Source organism: Microtetraspora malaysiensis (assembly GCF_001528665.1).
GTDB lineage: Bacteria > Actinomycetota > Actinomycetes > Streptosporangiales > Streptosporangiaceae > Microtetraspora_A > Microtetraspora_A malaysiensis.
Map to the genome: position 1 here is coordinate 160,200 of NZ_BBYJ01000017.1, position 15,219 is coordinate 175,418.

The 15,219-nt window shown below is 69.3% G+C and carries 18 protein-coding genes and 1 pseudogene; 11 read left to right on the plus strand and 8 right to left on the minus strand.

Annotated features, from left to right (window positions below; all coding sequences use genetic code 11):
* Positions 1-72 precede the first annotated feature (72 nt).
* Complete coding sequence (locus AWQ71_RS22300; RefSeq protein ID WP_157570486.1) at positions 73-501, plus strand: hypothetical protein; 429 nt, start codon at positions 73-75, stop codon at positions 499-501.
* 86 nt (positions 502-587) lie between these two features.
* On the opposite strand, the pseudogene AWQ71_RS40395 reads toward AWQ71_RS22300, so the two are convergent.
* A pseudogene (locus tag AWQ71_RS40395) lies at positions 588-863 on the minus strand (GNAT family N-acetyltransferase); the annotation flags it as partial.
* A 22-nt stretch (positions 864-885) separates the two neighbouring features.
* Positions 886-1,380, minus strand: coding sequence for a winged helix-turn-helix transcriptional regulator (locus AWQ71_RS22305; RefSeq protein ID WP_067136223.1), 495 nt, complete (start codon positions 1,378-1,380; stop codon positions 886-888).
* A gap of 106 nt (positions 1,381-1,486) precedes the next feature.
* Here AWQ71_RS22305 and AWQ71_RS22310 point away from each other — a divergent pair, with 106 nt between their 5' ends.
* The 3 genes from AWQ71_RS22310 (at position 1,487) to AWQ71_RS43325 (ending at position 5,863) form a co-directional block, all read left to right on the plus strand.
* Positions 1,487-2,935, plus strand: a complete 1,449-nt coding sequence (locus AWQ71_RS22310; RefSeq protein ID WP_067136225.1) for an MFS transporter — start codon at positions 1,487-1,489, stop codon at positions 2,933-2,935.
* A gap of 28 nt (positions 2,936-2,963) precedes the next feature.
* Positions 2,964-3,452 (plus strand): pyridoxamine 5'-phosphate oxidase family protein, encoded by a 489-nt coding sequence (locus AWQ71_RS22315; RefSeq protein WP_067136227.1) that lies wholly within the window; start codon positions 2,964-2,966, stop codon positions 3,450-3,452.
* A gap of 275 nt (positions 3,453-3,727) precedes the next feature.
* Positions 3,728-5,863 (plus strand): replication-relaxation family protein, encoded by a 2,136-nt coding sequence (locus AWQ71_RS43325; RefSeq protein WP_067136229.1) that lies wholly within the window; start codon positions 3,728-3,730, stop codon positions 5,861-5,863.
* Positions 5,864-5,986: 123 nt separating this feature from the next.
* On the opposite strand, the gene AWQ71_RS22325 is transcribed toward AWQ71_RS43325, so the two are convergent.
* Positions 5,987-7,207, minus strand: coding sequence for a neutral zinc metallopeptidase (locus AWQ71_RS22325; RefSeq protein WP_067136231.1), 1,221 nt, complete (start codon positions 7,205-7,207; stop codon positions 5,987-5,989).
* 135 nt (positions 7,208-7,342) lie between these two features.
* On the opposite strand from AWQ71_RS22325, the gene AWQ71_RS42725 reads away from it, so the two are divergent.
* The 3 genes from AWQ71_RS42725 to AWQ71_RS22345 all read left to right on the plus strand — a co-directional run bounded on the left by AWQ71_RS42725 (position 7,343) and on the right by AWQ71_RS22345 (position 9,133).
* The gene (locus tag AWQ71_RS42725) at positions 7,343-7,555 is read left to right on the plus strand and encodes a hypothetical protein (protein ID WP_067136233.1); all 213 of its coding nucleotides are present in this window, start codon (positions 7,343-7,345) and stop codon (positions 7,553-7,555) included.
* 159 nt (positions 7,556-7,714) lie between these two features.
* A complete protein-coding gene (locus AWQ71_RS22335; RefSeq protein WP_067136235.1) occupies positions 7,715-8,170 on the plus strand; it encodes a hypothetical protein in 456 nt (151 codons plus the stop codon).
* 381 nt (positions 8,171-8,551) lie between these two features.
* Positions 8,552-9,133, plus strand: coding sequence for a P-loop nucleotide/nucleoside kinase family protein (locus tag AWQ71_RS22345; RefSeq protein ID WP_245658412.1), 582 nt, complete (start codon positions 8,552-8,554; stop codon positions 9,131-9,133).
* 9 nt (positions 9,134-9,142) lie between these two features.
* Here AWQ71_RS22345 and AWQ71_RS44665 read toward each other — a convergent pair whose 3' ends face one another.
* Entirely contained in the window at positions 9,143-9,364 is a 222-nt protein-coding gene (locus tag AWQ71_RS44665) for a hypothetical protein (RefSeq protein WP_369407211.1), read from the minus strand.
* Between AWQ71_RS44665 and AWQ71_RS43950 the strand changes: the two genes are divergently transcribed.
* Positions 9,327-9,632 (plus strand): hypothetical protein, encoded by a 306-nt coding sequence (locus tag AWQ71_RS43950; protein WP_067136239.1) that lies wholly within the window; start codon positions 9,327-9,329, stop codon positions 9,630-9,632. The genes AWQ71_RS44665 and AWQ71_RS43950 overlap by 38 nt on opposite strands.
* A gap of 99 nt (positions 9,633-9,731) precedes the next feature.
* Here the strand turns inward: AWQ71_RS43950 and AWQ71_RS22355 are convergent, their stop codons facing one another.
* On the minus strand, positions 9,732-10,121 hold the full coding sequence (locus tag AWQ71_RS22355) for a VOC family protein (RefSeq protein ID WP_067136241.1): 390 nt from the start codon (positions 10,119-10,121) through the stop codon (positions 9,732-9,734).
* Between the two features lie 43 nt (positions 10,122-10,164).
* Positions 10,165-10,371, minus strand: coding sequence for a hypothetical protein (locus AWQ71_RS22360; RefSeq protein ID WP_067136243.1), 207 nt, complete (start codon positions 10,369-10,371; stop codon positions 10,165-10,167).
* Positions 10,372-10,487: 116 nt separating this feature from the next.
* On the opposite strand from AWQ71_RS22360, the gene AWQ71_RS22365 reads away from it, so the two are divergent.
* From AWQ71_RS22365 to AWQ71_RS22375, 3 genes are all read left to right on the plus strand, one after another.
* Entirely contained in the window at positions 10,488-11,135 is a 648-nt protein-coding gene (locus tag AWQ71_RS22365; RefSeq protein WP_067136245.1) for a TetR/AcrR family transcriptional regulator, read from the plus strand.
* A 419-nt stretch (positions 11,136-11,554) separates the two neighbouring features.
* On the plus strand, positions 11,555-12,118 hold the full coding sequence (locus AWQ71_RS22370) for an RNA polymerase sigma factor (protein WP_067136247.1): 564 nt from the start codon (positions 11,555-11,557) through the stop codon (positions 12,116-12,118).
* Positions 12,118-13,053: a CU044_5270 family protein gene (locus AWQ71_RS22375; protein WP_067136248.1), complete on the plus strand. Its 936-nt coding sequence runs from the start codon at positions 12,118-12,120 to the stop codon at positions 13,051-13,053. The genes AWQ71_RS22370 and AWQ71_RS22375 overlap by 1 nt, the downstream gene beginning before the upstream one ends.
* A gap of 199 nt (positions 13,054-13,252) precedes the next feature.
* On the opposite strand, the gene AWQ71_RS22380 is transcribed toward AWQ71_RS22375, so the two are convergent.
* On the minus strand, positions 13,253-14,494 hold the full coding sequence (locus tag AWQ71_RS22380) for a sensor histidine kinase (RefSeq protein ID WP_245658413.1): 1,242 nt from the start codon (positions 14,492-14,494) through the stop codon (positions 13,253-13,255).
* 23 nt (positions 14,495-14,517) lie between these two features.
* Positions 14,518-15,216 carry a two-component system response regulator CseB gene (cseB, locus tag AWQ71_RS22385; protein WP_067136251.1) on the minus strand — a complete coding sequence of 233 codons (699 nt, stop codon included), beginning with the start codon at positions 15,214-15,216 and terminating at the stop codon, positions 14,518-14,520.
* Positions 15,217-15,219: the final 3 nt, after the last annotated feature.

Consider the following 15,219-nt stretch of genomic DNA (forward strand, 5'->3'; position numbering starts at 1 on the left):
TGAGTTTCGTCCGTTGGGTCGGACCAGTGAGCTCCCCTCGTCACCCTGTCTATCGCCCCGTCCAATTGCACGGTGATCGCGTCACCCGGCCAGCATGATTGCCATGTGAGCTGGACAAGCAACTGCTGGTTGGTGGCCATCCGTGACGAGATTCCGGCCGACGAGATCAGGAGATGGTGGAACGTCAAGGAGACCCCGCTGCTTGACGATCTCGTGATGCGGGCACCCCGCGTCTGGCTTGGGAAGATGAGCGACTCCGGCGAAGAAGCTCTTCCCAGCCCGGCCAGACGGGTCTACGCCCTCCTCTTTCTCAGGGGCACCCTGCCGGAATACGTCGTTCCCGTCCTCGGCGAGGAGCTGATCATTGAGATCCTGGCGGCGTTCCAACCTCAGGGCGATGACAACCCGACAGATCGCTATGGAGCGTTAGCCGAGGTCACTGCGTTTCTTGCCGAGCACCAAGGAGCTGGTGTCCTTACCGACGAGGCCTGCGTGCCTTAGCGTGCGCGGTGCGCAAGCCTTCGCCGACCTGATCACCCCGTGTGCCGTGGACCCGCCCGAAGGGGTCGCGCCGGAGGCGCGGGGTGTCAATTGCTGGTATTGGTCCTCCATTCAAGGGCAAGGATGCTGAACATGGCGGAGTCTCGCCAGCCGTCGCGCAGCTTCATGGTGTGGCGGAGGTGGCCTTCATGCGTCATTCCGAGTTTGTTCAGGATGGCTGCGGAGGCGGCGTTTCGGGGGTCGCAGGTGGCGTAGATGCGGTGCATCCCGTGTTGGTGGAAGCCGATGTGCAGCAGTTGCCGACCGATGGCGGTGCCCAGGCCATGGCCCCAGAGGCGGGGGTGGGTGACGTAATCGCCTGCCCGGCGCGTGCGTGGCCGGCGGTCAGCCCCTGATCGGCAGGGCCGCGCGGGCGACGGCCTGCCGTTCGGTTTCTTCGCGTTCGGCGGCCTCCTGCTCGGCGGCCGCGCGCCTGTCGTAGGCGGCGCGCGCCGCGGCGATGGCGTTCTGGTGCTCTTCGGTCCAGACGACCAGGGCGCGGATGGTGCTGTGCAGGGTCACGCCCATCGGCGTCAGCTCGTAGTCCACCCGCGGCGGGACGGTCGGATGCACCGTCCGGCTCACCAGCCCGTCGCGCTCCAGGTGCCGCAGCGTGCGGGTCAGCATCCGCTGGCTGACCCCGTCGATCGCGCGGCGTAGCTCGGTGAAGCGCAGGCTCCGCTTGTCGAGCAGCGCGATCACCAGGAGCGACCACTTGTCGGCGACGCGGTCGAGGATCTGCCGCACCTCGCAGTCCGCGCGCTGGTCCCACTGGAGAACGTCGTCGTCGATGCCGGTATCCCCGCAGTAACCGAGGGACTCGAAAGTGCCGTCTTCCATGGTCACCGATGGTGCCTGACGATGCTGCCAGTTACAAGAGGGAACTGGCAGGCGCTCGGGGAACCACTCCGGGACCGGTTCCCGGAGGAGATGGGGTCAGACTCCGATGTCCAATTCCGTCAGCGGATCCGGCGCCGCCGGCCACCCCGCCCGCCTGACAGGGCGCGCGTGGGGCGTACTGCTGGTGCTTTGCGGCGCGATCTTCCTGGAGGGGATCGACGTGGCGATGCTGAACGTGGCACTGCCGTCGATCCGCGCCGACCTGGGCCTGTCCACCGGGATGCTCAGCGGCGTGGTCAGCGCCTACGTGCTCGGCTACGGCGGGTTCATGCTGCTGGGCGGGCGCGCCGCCGACCTGCTGGGGCACCGGCGGATGTTCGTGCTGTGGCTGGTCGTCTTCCTGGCTTTCTCCGGGCTCGGCGGGTTCGCCACCGAAGGCTGGATGCTGTTGGCCGCGCGGTTCGTCACAGGGGTCGCGGCCGCGTTCATGGCGCCCGCCGGCTTGGCGCTGGTCACGTCCAACTTCCCCGAGGGGCCCGTGCGTACCAAGGCGCTCGGCGTGTACGCGGGGACGGCGGCGGGCGGATTCTCGCTCGGCCTGGTCGCCGGCGGCGTACTCACGTCGTTCGGCTGGCGGTGGGTGTTCTTCGCGCCGGTCATCCTGTCGGCGCTGATCCTGGCGGCGGCGCTGATCCTCGTCCGCGACACCGGTGGCGAGCGGCCCTCGGGCGGCTTCGACCTGGCGGGGGCGTTCGCCATCACAGGGGCCATGCTGCTGCTGGTGTACGGGGTGGTCCGGTTGGAGCACCCCGGCGACGGCCCCGGCGTGACCGGCGGTGTGTTCGCCGCGGGGCTGGCACTGCTGGGGTTGTTCGTCGCGGTCGAGCGGCGGTCGTCATCGCCCCTGGTACGGCTGGGCATCCTACGCAGCGCGCCGCTGGTGCGGGTGAACGTGGGGGCGCTGCTGTTCCTGCTCGCGTTCGCGGGCTTCCAGTTCCTGGCCACCCTGTACCTCCAGGAGCTGCGCGGCTGGAACACGATGCAGACCGGCCTGGCCATGCTGGTGATCGGGATCGACACGGTGCTCGCGCCCACGCTGACGCCGCGTCTGGTGAACCGCTTCGGCAACACCCGGGTGCTGTTCGGCGGCGTCGTCGTCGCGGCGGTCGGGTACGCGCTGTTCCTGCCCGTCGGGATGGACTGGACCTACGCCGCCATGCTTCCGGCGCTGCTCCTGCTCGGCCTGGCCTTCTCGCTGGCGTACGGCCCGCTGACCATGGCCGCGACCGAGGGCGTCGACGAGGACGAGCACGGCCTGGCAGGCGGCCTGCTCTACACGGCCATGCAGTTCGGCACGGCGCTTGGACTGTCGGCCGTCACCGCCGTCAGCGTCGCCGCCGGGTCGGGGCTGGACGCGCTGCGGACCGCGCTGGTCGTCCCGGTGGCGGCGGTGGTGCTCGGCGCGGTCGTCATCGCGTTCGGCCTCCGCACCCCCCGTGCGGCCTCGGGACCGGCTCAGGGCGCCCTGGCCGAGTCGGCCGCGAGCACCGTCTGAGCAGAGCCCGTTCAGGAAGGAGAGAGCGTTGGCCACGCACGTGACCTCGTTCACCGAGATCAAGAACCAGTTCGACACCTACATCGGCGACATCGTGTACGCGACCATGACCACCGTCGACAAGAAGGGACGGCCCCGCGCACGAGTACTGATCCCGGTCTGGGAGACGCTTGAGGGCGGCCCGCTCGGCTGGCTCGCCACGTACAGGACACCGGTCAAGGCCGCCCACCTGGCGGGCAACCCGCACACCACGTTCTCCTACTGGACGCCGCGGCAGAACGCGGTGAGCATCGACGCCGTCGCCACCTGGGTCGACGACCCGGAGACCAAGCGCCATGTGTGGGAGCTCTACCGGCGTACGAGCCCGAAGGGGGCCGGGTACGACCTGGGCAACTTCTGGCGCGGCGGGCCCGGCGACCCAGAGTTGCACCTCCTACGACTGGAGCCGTGGCGCGTCCAGGTGATCAGGGGCGCCGACCTGCGCAGCAGAATCTGGTACGCCGCAGGAAAACGCTGACGAACTCCCTGACAGCGGGCACGCCGGCACCGCCTCCTGTGTCGGCCACTTGGGAGCCTCCTTCGGGACCCACTTGGACGCCCGGCAGGCCAGTGGAGGGAAAACCCTCGGTCACCAAGGAGATTTACCGCTGCGCGCCGTCGTCATCGCCCTTGAAGGGTTCGGTGTTCGTGGCGTAAGAAAAACATCGGGTTCGACGGCCGAGCGGGGTGTCCCGCCCTGCCCGGACGGGCGTTCGGCCGGAACCGGCCGCGACAGGGGAAAAGGAGGGACTGATGGCGGGCAAGCGCAAGACGAATCCGGCGGGATCGTCGAACCCGCTGCGCGGCGACGTGCTGCGCGTGCTCGGAGTGCTGAAGGTGGCCACGGTCGACCAGATTCAGCGGATCGCGCTGCCCCACCTGACCTACCGGCACACCGACAAGAAGACGCCGTCCGAGCGGAAGGCAGCCCGCACCGCCTCGCATCTGGGGGCGCTCGCCGACCTGCGCAAACACGGCCTGACTGAGAACGGCGGCCGCACCAAGGATGGAGACGTCCTGCGGAACCTGGCCGCCAAGGGTCTGGAGGCCGCCTCCTACGAGCTGGTACGGCCGATAGGGGAGATGGACGGCACCGCTTGCGGCGCGGGCAGCAGCGGGGCCTCCCACCCCATGGCTGTGAACGAGACCGTCATCGCGATGCTGCGCCCGAAGCCGGACCTGGCCCTCCTTGCGGATGAGCCGGCCGACGCCCGCGCGGCCGCTCAGGCTGCCGTCGACGCGCCGGACGGGATCGGCACCATCGCCTCGTACGCCACCGGGGTCCCACTGCCGACCGCCGGGACCTGGACCACGCCGGGCCGGGGCAGTGCCCAGGCCGACATCGTGCTCACCGCACCCGAGGCCGGGGTGCCGCTGCTGTTCATCGAGGTCGACAACTGCCACGAGACCGCGCAGGAGATCGCCGCGAAGATCGACAAGTACATGCGGTTCTTCCAGCGGAAGGTCAAGGACACCGACGGCACCGAGCGGCCGATGTGGCGCACCCGCTGGCCCGCATCCGAAGGTCGGTACGGCGATGTGCCGCACCCGCCTGTGCTGCTGGTGTTCAACAGGGTCGGCGCCCGCAACCCGGACAACACCGTTCGGCAGCTGGCCGAACTCACCCGTCGGCACTGGGAGGGACAACCGAAGCGCGCCGGCTACCACCTCGACGACCGGAAGATCCCGATCGTGGCGACCGGGCTGCGGATGCTGCGCGAGCACGGCCCTGCCGGGCCGGTGTTCCTGCGCTTCGGCCGCGACCGCATGGAGCCTCTCCTGGAGGCGATCGGCAACCGGTGCAGGGAAGACGCCGACGTACGCGTCCAGGAAGCTGAACGGGACTCTCAGGAGGCGTACCGGGCCGAACCGAAGGCGGAGCGCGAGCGCGAGGAGCAGGAGGAGGTGCAGGCCGAAATGCGCCCGCTGCAGGCTCTCGGCCTCTCCGCGACGGCGGAGGCTGCCTACCTCGCGCTCGTGGAAAAGGGGCCGCAGACCTTGACCGAGCTCGGCGACCGGCCGACGCTGGCCGGGGCACCTGTCGACGGGCTCCAGTACGCGGTCACCGAGCTCAGCGACATCGGTCTGGTGTCACGCACGGACGACAGGCTGACCGCCCAGCCGCCTCGCGCGGCGCTGGAGGCCGTCGCCGAACGACGCGCGCGCGAAGCCCGGATCGCTCACGACAGCGCGGCGCTCCTGTCGCGGTTCTGGCTCGATCACACTTCGGGATCGAGTTATGTCGAGGTCGTCGACACATCCCACAACAGTGACGCGATCCAGCGACGGGTCCATGACGAGGCCGTGGCGGAGGTGCGTGCGCTGTGGATAGGGCCGGTGGGCGGGGGCGATCGTGAGCCGGAGATCGACACCGACGCGTTGAAGGCCATGGCCCGCGGGATCGCCTATCGGGTGGTGTACAGCGCCAACATCCTGCAGGACCCCAAGGCACTGGAGCTGGCGCACGAGTGCGTCGACCGCGGGGAGCAGGCGCGGGTCTTCCCCGACCTCGCGATGAATCTCGCGCTCTGTGACAACCGCTTCGCCGTGGTGTCCGTCACCGCGCCGGACCGCGCGGGACACCACAGCGTCGTCATCCAGCCGTCAGGTCTCCTGGATGCGCTGATCGGCGTCTTCGAGTCGCACTGGCGGATGGCCGTCCCGCTCCCTCCGGCCGGTGAGGCCGTCGAGAGCGGGGCGAGCCCGACGAGCGAGGCGCGGCAGCTCCTGAGCTACCTCAGTGCCGGGCTGACCGACGAGTCGATCGCCCGTGAGCTCGGGGTGAGTGAGCGGACGGTCGCCCGACGCATCGCCCGCCTGCAGGAGATGCTCGGTGCCCGAACCCGGTTCCAGCTCGGTGTCCAGGCCAGCCGCTGCGGCTGGCTCTGAACCACGGCTCTGGTCGGGCCTGTGCAATGGGCGCGCGGGACGGGCCGGTGCGTGATCCGGCCCGCCCCGCGCGGGTCTTCGGCCGCTCAGGCGATCATCGCCCTGCGGTGGGAGGGGCGGCCGTCAGACGGCGTCCGGCTTGACCAGGTCGGGGAGCTTGGCCTCGAACAGCTCGTCGAACTTGAGCGACGGCAGGATGTGCCCCTGGTTCGCCGCGTCGTCGGCCACGCTCGCCGCCCAAGTGGATGAGGCGAGCCGCTGGTTCGGCGTGCCGTGATGGCCCCGGCTGGTGAAGCTGCAGTCGCCGACCTGGTAGAACGACTTCTCGGACGTGAGGAGCCGGGCCGCGTTCAGCGACTCGCCGCGGGCGTGGGTCAGGTAGTACGTCCCGAACGCGTCGGCCATGAGCTCGGTACGGCGGGTGGCCTCCGGACCGGTCAGGTCGCTCTCGAAAAGATCCTTCTGGAACTGCACATGGTGACCGAACTCGTGGCCCACGATGGCCCGCGGCGCGACATCGCCCAGACCCACCGCGGTCATGCCCTGCAGGATGCCGTCACCCACGACGATCCGGTCGGAGATCCCGAGGGGCTCCGGATCGCCCTTCTCGCTGTAGGCGAAGGCGTTGAAGGTGAACATCGGGTTCGCGCCGCCCTGGAGAACCGGTTCCGAGTCGATCAGCCCGATGAACAGTTCGGCCAGGCCGACCGCCCATTCCCGTGGGGCCTCCTCGATGGGATTGCCGTACATCACGGAGAGGACGTGGCCGAGCCGCTCGGGGCTGGAGAGGACGTCCGCTCCGTGCATGGGTACCAGCTGGATGCCCGCGGAGTCGATGTCCCAGAAGCGCTTGAGGTTCTTCATCTCGGCGGTGAGCTTCTGGGTGTACTCGCCGTTGACGCCGAAGGTGTTCGACTTCGACTCCGCGCCGACGATCAGCGCGTCGAAGGCTGCCCAGTCGAAGCCACCGTAGAACTGGAGGTTTCCGAGAACACCCGGGTGCACGCCATCGAGGAGAGAGTCGGCGTACGTCGTGAGTTCGGTCCGCCGGCACTGGTGGTCGCCGGGGTTGATCACGCTGTTGCTGATCTCGCTCCACTGCGACTCGTTCAGGCCGTACTTCGCACGGGCTGCCTTGACGCGGGACTCCCAGTCAGCGGGCAGCATGGCCTGGATCTTGTCGACGATGGCCTTGGTCTGCGGGGCCATTCCAGAGGTGTCGATGGGCGACTGCAGCGACCGGTTGGTGACGGTCGTGTCGGCGGCGTGCGCGGGAAGCGCCACGCCGAGGGCACAGGTCGCGGCGATGGCCAGGCTCGCCGCCATGGAGAGGGTCTTCTTCACGGGGATTCCTTTCGAGGGCGCCCGGTAGGGGATCCGCGGGCGGTGCCCAGTCTGTAAGCGCGATTGCCAATTGGTGAACGGGCGTTTACGGTCTGGAACCGGCATGTCTGGAACCGGACAACTGCGCCAGGTGGAATGCGCGCGCAGCGCTTGACGGTGTTCAACGCGGGGCTCAGGCGGCGGGAGCATTCCAGCAGGCCGACGCCCTTGTCGAGGAGGTCGTGGACCTGCTGCCCGCGCTCGCCGGGGGCCGGGGCCGAGAGCGCCGTCACCTTCACGGCGACCTTGCTGCCGACCTGGCGGGCCACGCGGTTCCGCCCGGTGGAAGCCGCGACCGCGGCGGCCTGACCCCTCAGACGCGGCGGCGGCGATGGCGGAGGGACTCCCGGGGGCGGAACAACTGCGCGGACATGTCCTGACATTGCGTGAAAGCACCCATTAAGTGCTCTGCAAGGGGTTCCTGGTTACTCGTGATCTGTAACCGATCACGTCTGCGAAAGGAACTCCATGCGGAGCAGCACCGTTGTTCTCGGCCTCGCCGTGGTCATCGGCGTGGGGACCGCACTGCCGTCCGCCGCTTCCGCGACGGTGGCACCGGCCTCGGCGACCTCGGTGGCGTCGGCGTCCAGCCCCCAGCCCTGGGGGCCGTACCGATCCTCCGGCAGGAAGGCGTGGGCCGCGGGCAAGGCGTCGTTCACCGGTTCCGGCCTGCGTGTCTACGGCTATCTGTACGACGCCAGGGGCACCCGTGAATGTTCATGGCTGAAGCTGAGGGGGCTGTCGGACCGGCTGAAGTACCGGACCGTCACGTACCGCAACTGCTCGTCGTCGAGGCCGCGCGCGTTCAGCGTGAATTTCGGATACGCCCTCAAGGCGCAGGCGAAGGTGTGCCGGGGCACCTCCACCAGGATCACCGGCAAGTGCTCGCCGTGGGCTTCGGTCTGGAGGCAGGGCGGCTACTGAGCCCGCGGGCCCGGCGATTCTGTACGGTCACCCGCGCGTGGACCCGCGGGTGACGTGTCGTGCCGGGGAAGCATGCCGGGCCAGAGCGGTTGGTAGACGTTGAATGACAGATCGGGGCACACTTGTCTTCCCCCCATATGGAGGATCAGATGTTTGGGGTTGGCCCGGCTGAGGTCCTGCTTCTGTTGGTGATCTGGGTCGTTCTTGTAGCGGCGTTCTTCTTCTTCATTTACTGGTCGGTCCGGCTGGCGATCAGGCATGAGAGGCGACGGATTCCGAGTCTGCATGAGCGTGTGACAGCGGAGCGCGCGGCTCAGCGTCGTGAATGGGCGGAGCGCGAGGCTCGGCGGAATGCGGAATCGCCCGACGGACTGTAGTCGAATGGTCTCGCCGGGCAAGGTGCGGCCGGCAGATACGCTCAACGTCATGATTGTTTGGCTGAACGGGACCTTTGGTGTCGGCAAGACAACCACCGCGAAGGAATTGGCCGCGCTCATCCCGGAAGCGCGGCTTTTCGACCCCGAGCATGTCGGTTACATGCTGGGGCGTGTTCCGAACCTCCCGCGGCTCGGGGACTTCCAGCACTGGCCACCGTGGCGCCACCTGGTCGTGGAGACCGCCGCACAGCTGCTCAACTATGTCGGAGGGGTGCTCATCGCCCCGCAAACGGTCCTCGTCGAGCGCTACTGGGCCGAGATCAGCGTGGGCCTGGAGCGGGCGGGTATCCCCGTTCACCACTTCGTGCTGCACACCGACCCGGACACCTTGGCCCATCGGATCGACGCAGACACGGTGGAGAGCGGGGCTCGGCAATGGCGCCTGGATCACATCTCGGAGTACTACGATGCCGTGGCCTGGCTGAGCGGTGAGGCGGAGGTCATCGACACGACAGAGGTATCGCCGGTGCAGGTCGCTCACTTCATCGCAGACAGGATCGGTGCGAGGACCGCAGGCGTCGATTGACTCCGGAGGCTATAGGCCGCGGATGCTTTCTGGGAGAACAGGGCCACCTCGTGGCGGCACGGAAGGGCGCGTCGCCGGAGTGGGCGCGCACATTCCTCTCAGAAGTGCGGTCACGATACGCGTCAGTTGAGGTTCGACGTCGACCAGTGCATGCGTCAGCTCGGGGTGGGCCTCGTAGAGCGAACGGAGACGGGTGCCGGGCGCGGCCATCTGCCACAGCGCCCCGGCCATGCTCGTCGCCGTGGAGATCGCGTCCGTGGCCTGGCGCTCGGTGATCCCGAGCCGCGCCGGCGAGATCCTGGTCCGGGTCGTCAAGCACCCGAACCCGCCCTCCCACCTGATCCTCGGGGCCGCCGCCGTGCGGATGGCGCAGGACTACTCGCGCAGCCAGCTGAAGGAGGCGGCCGCGTGGGAGCCGGCGAGCCGGTCGGCCGACCTCGGTCAGGACTACCCCGTCGACCTCGTCGACCACACGCGGGAAGCAGGCGCACGGCAATGAGGCGGTCCACGGACAAGGTGGCGCTCGTGACCGGTGCGGGTGGTGGGTGAACGGTGGTCGGGCCGGGCGACGGGCTTGAGGGCCCTTTGCCGTGGCGGGTCAGTGGTGTTCGGGAGCGACCCATTCGACGAACTGGATGATCACGCCATTGGGGTCGGTGACCTGGAACAGGCGTTCGCCCCAGGGCTCCTGGCGCAGCGGCAGGGTGATCTGGACTCCGGCGTCGCGCAGCCGCTTTTCCTGCTCGTCCAGGCCGCTGTCGAGGGTGAAAGCCAGGATCAGGCCGTCGGCGTGCCGGTCGCGCTGCTCGGGAGGCAGCACCTCGATGCCGCGGACGAGCAGGACGACATCGACCGCGTCGGGCCGCGTCAGGGACGCGAAACCGTCGGCGGCCTGCTGGACGGTGTAGCCCAGGTGGGTGGTGAAGAACGCCTGGGAGGCGGCGACGTCGTCAACGGTCAGCGAGAGGGTGGAGGCGGTGAACTGCACGGCGGTCTCCTTGCGGGTGTTGGGGCGGGGGCTGGGGCGGGGGTCAGTAGCTGCGGCGGCGGGGGACGGTGCGGACGACCCTGGGCTGCTGCCGTGCGCGGATGCGGTGTTCGGCGAGTGCACGACGCAGCTCGATGCCACGGAGCTGCGGCTGCTCGGGCTGCTCGGGCTGCTTGGGCTGCTGCTGTCGCGTGAGCAGGTGGGCGAGGTCGGTCGTGGGGGTGGCGAGGTCGTGGGTGGGCTTGGGCATGGGCGTCCCCCTTGATTTCTTGGCGTTCCATCGTCGCAAACTTGCGACGGACGTAAACTTAGCCCAAGGCGTCCGGGGGTGTCAACATAAAGATGCTACGAGGGTAAGATTGCGTCATGGCTACCCAGACATCCGCCCCGGCCACCGGGCTGCGTGAGGCGAAGAAGCAGGAGACCCGGCAGCTCATCTCCGACCACGCGACCGGGCTGTTCATCGCCCAGGGCTTCGAGCAGACGACCATCGCCGAGATCGCCGTCGCCGCCCGAGTCGCCAAGAAGACCGTCACCAACTACTTCCCGCGCAAGGAAGACCTGGCCCTGGACCATCAGGAGGAGTTCGCCGCCTCCCTGGCCAGTGCCGTCACCGCACGACGCCCAGGGGAGTCAGCGCTGGCCGCGCTGCGCCGCACGTTCGCCGACGCCGTCGCCGCCCATGACCCGGTCGCCGGGTTCTCCGGCCGGCAGTTCGCCCGCATGGTCGCCGACAGCCCCACCCTGACCACGTGTCTGCGCGGCCTGCACGACCAACGCGAACACCACCTCGCCCAAGCACTCGCCGACGCCACCGGCACCGAACCCGACGACATCACCGTCCAGACCGCCGCCGGACTGCTGGCCACCCTGCACCGCGTGCTGTTCCAGCGCATCCAGGTGCTGACCCTCGACGGCCGCCCCAACGAACAGATCGCGCGCATCATCGCCACCGACGCCACCCAAGCCTTCGACCTGCTGGAACCCGCCCTGTCCGACTACGCCACCGCCTGATGCCGACATCTCGCCGCGCGCTGCCACCTCGCCAAGCCGTGGCGGGCGGGGCTGACGGCCGCTGATCACGCACTGGTGGGGCGCGGGCCGGCCGGCCTCGAAGCGCTCGCTCAGTACAGCGGGCGTGAACCGTCGATCGTCCTGCCCGGCTACTGGGAGGACTGTCGGCGGTGCCCTAGTTGGGAATCCGGAACGACAGCCCTTGGCCAGTGTCCTCGCCGAGGATCTCGCGCAGCGTGTTCCCGAGCATGGGCATCGACCGGTACGCCCATCTCCGCAAGCGGAACCCGAGGGGTAGCGCATATACCTGGCCGCCTGCGGGCGGCGGCATCACATCTCCGCGTGTCACGGCTTTGGGGAACCCGGTGACGCCCTTCGGGAGACAACACAGCGAAATACCTACTCACGAAGGAGAGGCGTTGAGTGCTGAGACGGTCGAGATCGACGACGGAGAACTGATCCGTCGTTCGGCGCACGACCCAGAGCAGTTCGCGGCGCTGTTCGACCGCTACGCCCAGCAGATCCATCTGTACGCGGCGCGGCGGCTGGGCGCGCAGGCCGCCGACGACATCGTGGCCGAGACATTCCTGGCGGCCTTTCGCAGGCGCGGGACGTATGACACGTCGTTCGCGCTGGCCAGGCCCTGGCTGTACGGAATCGCCACCACGTTGATCGCCAGACATCGGCGGCAGGAGGAGCGGCTGCTGCGGGCGCTGAGCCGCACCGGTGTGGACCCTCTGCCTGAGGCACTGGACGACACCGTGACGCGCCGGGTGATGGCGCAGGGCAGGGACCGTGAGCTGGCGGGGGCGCTGGCGTTGCTGCCACGCGGGCATCGAGACGTGCTGCTGCTGGTGGCGTGGGAGGACATGTCGTACGAGGAAGTGGCGCGGGCGCTGGACATCTCTGTGGGGACTGTGCGGTCACGGCTGCACCGGGCGCGGAAGAAGGCCAGGAACGTGCTAGGGGATGAGGAGCAGTAGTGAACGAACTGAAGGAGTTTCGCCGGAACACCCCGGCGATGACTGACAACGCCGCGACTGCTGCCAAGGCGCGGCTGATGACAGCGATCCACGAACCGGAGGCCGCACGCAAGTCGGCCACGTCCGGCGCGAGAAGGTTCGGCTGGCGGATCGCGGTGGCGGCGGCTCTGGCCCTGGTCGTCGGCGGGACCGTCGTGACGCTCAGGGACCAGCAGGACATGGCGACGGTGGCCAGCGTGACCGAGCTGGGCGAGCGTGCCGCCGGCGCGGCCGAGAACGACCCGACGCCCGCGCCGGGCCCCGCTCAGTGGCTCTACACCAAGGAACTGCAGCTGGACGGCGTCGAAGCCGACGTCGACCGGGACCGGCACGCCACCTGGGAACGGTGGACCAGCGTGGACGGCAAGCGGTCGGCCTGGTACCAGGGCGGCAAGCTGATGTTCCAGGGCAGCGCGGTCTTCGACCCGGCTGCGCTGGCCAATGCTCCTGTCACCCCGGCTGGGGTGATCGCCAGGATCAAGGCGGCCATCCTCGACGAAGACCGCCGGGGGCCGCAGGAACTGAACGGCCAGGTCCCGCCGCAGATCCTCTTCATGGAGATCAACCAGCTCATTTCCGAGCAGTGGCTCGCCCCCGAGGTGCGGGCCGCGCTCTTCCGCGCGCTGCCCACGATCAAGGGCATCACCATGACCGAGGACGTGCCCGTCGCCGACGGACGGCGAGGCGTGGCGTTCAGCCTCGACGATGACGGGGCACGGCAATCGCTCGTCCTGGACCCGCAGACCTTCCGGTATCTGGGCACCAACTCGACGCGGCTGCAGGACCGGACACACGAGCGGGCCGATGGCAGTAAGGAGACCTTCAAGGCGGGCACGGTGAGCCTGACCGCGCAGTTGGAAGCCGCGATCGTGAACCAGCCCGGTCAGCGCTCCTGATCGCAGCGGAATCAGAACGACGACGATGACCAGGGCGGCGGTCCAACCGACGCCCTGGTGCACGACACCCGCGATTCGAAAAAACGGCGGCATTGACGACAAGTCCAAGAGTCGCGAGTTGATCCTCCTGGCCTTCCCGATATGCCTGCCGGATCCGGTCGGAGTCGCCGTGGCAGATTGGCCGGGCGTCGCCTGTGTATCAGCCCGCCGGCCGGCGGGGGAGGCGGAGGACGGCGACGGCGCCGCCGGGGGCGTTGGCCAGGGTGAGGTCGGCGCCTATGACATGGGCCTGCCCCAGTGCGATCGTCAGCCCGAGGCCGTGACCGCGGCCGCGTTCGGCGGCACCCGTGCGGAAGCGTTTCGGGCCGTCGGCAAGGAGCTCCGGAGGGAAACCCGGTCCCCGGTCGCGGACCTCGATCACGTGGTCCCCGACCGTGATCTCCACCGGGGGCGCACCGTGGCGGTGGGCGTTGAGCACGAGGTTGGCGAGGATCCGGTCCAGGCGACGCGGGTCGGTCTCGGCCACCGGATCCCCCGAAGCCAGCACCCGCGCCTCGACCCCCACCCGGGCCGCGGACTCCTCGGCCAACTCGGCCAGCGGCACCCGTACCCGCTCGGCGACCTCGGCGCCCGCGTCCAGCCTGGAGACCTCCAGCAGGTCCTCCACCAGCGAGCGCAGCACCCGCACCCGGTCGCGTACCAGATCGGTCGTCTCGCCCTCCTCCAGCAGTTCGACCACGGCGACCAGGCCCATCAGCGGGGTACGCAGGTCATGGGCGACATCGGCGGTGAACCGCTGCTCGGCCAGCAGCCGGTGCTGCAGGCTCGCCGCCATGGAGTCCACGGCGGCGGAGATATCGGTGATCTCGTCACGCCCGCCCCAGCGCGCCAAACCGCCGCCCCGGTGCGGGGAGGCCGGGGCGGTGCGGGCGTCCAGGTCGCCGTTCGCGATCCTGCGGGCGGTGCGGGCGACCCGCCGCAGCCGCCGGTTGGCCAGCTCGGCCAGGCACACCGAGACCGGCACCACCACGGCGAGCGCGATCAGCGCGGCCCGGACCATGGCTCGGTCGAGGGCACGCAGCCGGATCAGGTCCGACCCCATCTCCATCGTGGAGGTGGCCACGAGCCCCCCGCCCACCCATTGCGCCGCCCACATCCACGGCTGATCGGGCTTCTGGTCGTCGTACCAGGTGACGGGCGACTCCACGGCCAGCCGTTCGCGCAGGGGCGCGGGCAGCTCGTCCGGTCTCTTGATCTGTTCGGTCCACGGGGCGGGCCCCTCGGGGGGAGCGTCCACGCGGTACTGCTTGGCAACCATCGCGGCCGACTCCAGCGCCCGCCCCTGACCCTGCCACATCGAGCGCTCAAGAGTCGTGCGGTGGACCAGGATCCCGACCACGGCCACGACCGCACAGCAGGCCAGCGTGATCAGTGCCGCCACTTTCCACCGCAGCGAGCCCACCATCATGACGTGCGCAACTTGTAGCCGAACCCGCGCACCGTCTCGATCCGGTCCATGCCGATCTTCTTGCGCAGCCGCTGCACGCAGAGGTCGACGACGCGGCTGTCGCCGTCCCAGCCGTAGTCCCAGACGGTGCGCAGCAGCGTGGCGCGTTCCAGCACGATGCCGGGGTGCGCGGCGAACTCCAGCAGCAGCCGCAGCTCGGTCGGGGTCAGCTCGACGCGTTGCCCGGCCCGCCGTACCTCCAGCGCGCCGGTGTCGATGCTCAGCTCGCCGAAGTCCAGCACGGCGAGCGCGACGGCCTGCCCCGCCGTGGGTTCGGCGGGCACCGGCCGGGCGAAGGCGGCCCTGCGCAGCAGTGACCGGATCCTGGCCACCAGCACCGGCAGCTCCACTGGTTTGACCACGTAGTCGTCGGCGCCGCCCTCCAGCCCTGCGACGACGTCCAGTCCGTCACCGCGGGCCGACATCATGAGGATCGGCACCTGACTGGTTTCCCGGATCCTGCGGCACAAGCTGATGCCGTCCAGGTTGGGCAGCATCACATCCAGCAGCAGGAGGTCGTGGCCGCCCTCCTGGGCCGCCTCCAGGCCGCTCAGCCCGTCAGCGGCGGTGGTCACCTGATAGCCGTAGCGTTCCAGGGCCAGGCTGACCGACGTGCGGATCACCGCGTCGTCTTCGACGAGCAGCAGGGATGTCATGAA

What these genes read in the sequence shown, in the direction of transcription:
- AWQ71_RS22365 (WP_067136245.1), top strand. Translation starts at nt 10,488, where the DNA reads ATGGCTACCCAGACATCCGCCCCGGCCACCGGGCTGCGTGAGGCGAAG.
- AWQ71_RS44665 (WP_369407211.1), bottom strand. Translation starts at nt 9,364, where the DNA reads ATGGCCGGGGCGCTGTGGCAGATGGCCGCGCCCGGCACCCGTCTCCGT.
- AWQ71_RS22345 (WP_245658412.1), top strand. Translation starts at nt 8,552, where the DNA reads ATGGTCTCGCCGGGCAAGGTGCGGCCGGCAGATACGCTCAACGTCATG.
- AWQ71_RS43325 (WP_067136229.1), top strand. Translation starts at nt 3,728, where the DNA reads ATGGCGGGCAAGCGCAAGACGAATCCGGCGGGATCGTCGAACCCGCTG.
- AWQ71_RS22305 (WP_067136223.1), bottom strand. Translation starts at nt 1,380, where the DNA reads ATGGAAGACGGCACTTTCGAGTCCCTCGGTTACTGCGGGGATACCGGC.
- AWQ71_RS22310 (WP_067136225.1), top strand. Translation starts at nt 1,487, where the DNA reads ATGTCCAATTCCGTCAGCGGATCCGGCGCCGCCGGCCACCCCGCCCGC.
- AWQ71_RS22360 (WP_067136243.1), bottom strand. Translation starts at nt 10,371, where the DNA reads ATGCCCAAGCCCACCCACGACCTCGCCACCCCCACGACCGACCTCGCC.
- AWQ71_RS22335 (WP_067136235.1), top strand. Translation starts at nt 7,715, where the DNA reads ATGCGGAGCAGCACCGTTGTTCTCGGCCTCGCCGTGGTCATCGGCGTG.
- cseB (WP_067136251.1), bottom strand. Translation starts at nt 15,216, where the DNA reads ATGACATCCCTGCTGCTCGTCGAAGACGACGCGGTGATCCGCACGTCG.
- AWQ71_RS42725 (WP_067136233.1), top strand. Translation starts at nt 7,343, where the DNA reads ATGCGCGCGCAGCGCTTGACGGTGTTCAACGCGGGGCTCAGGCGGCGG.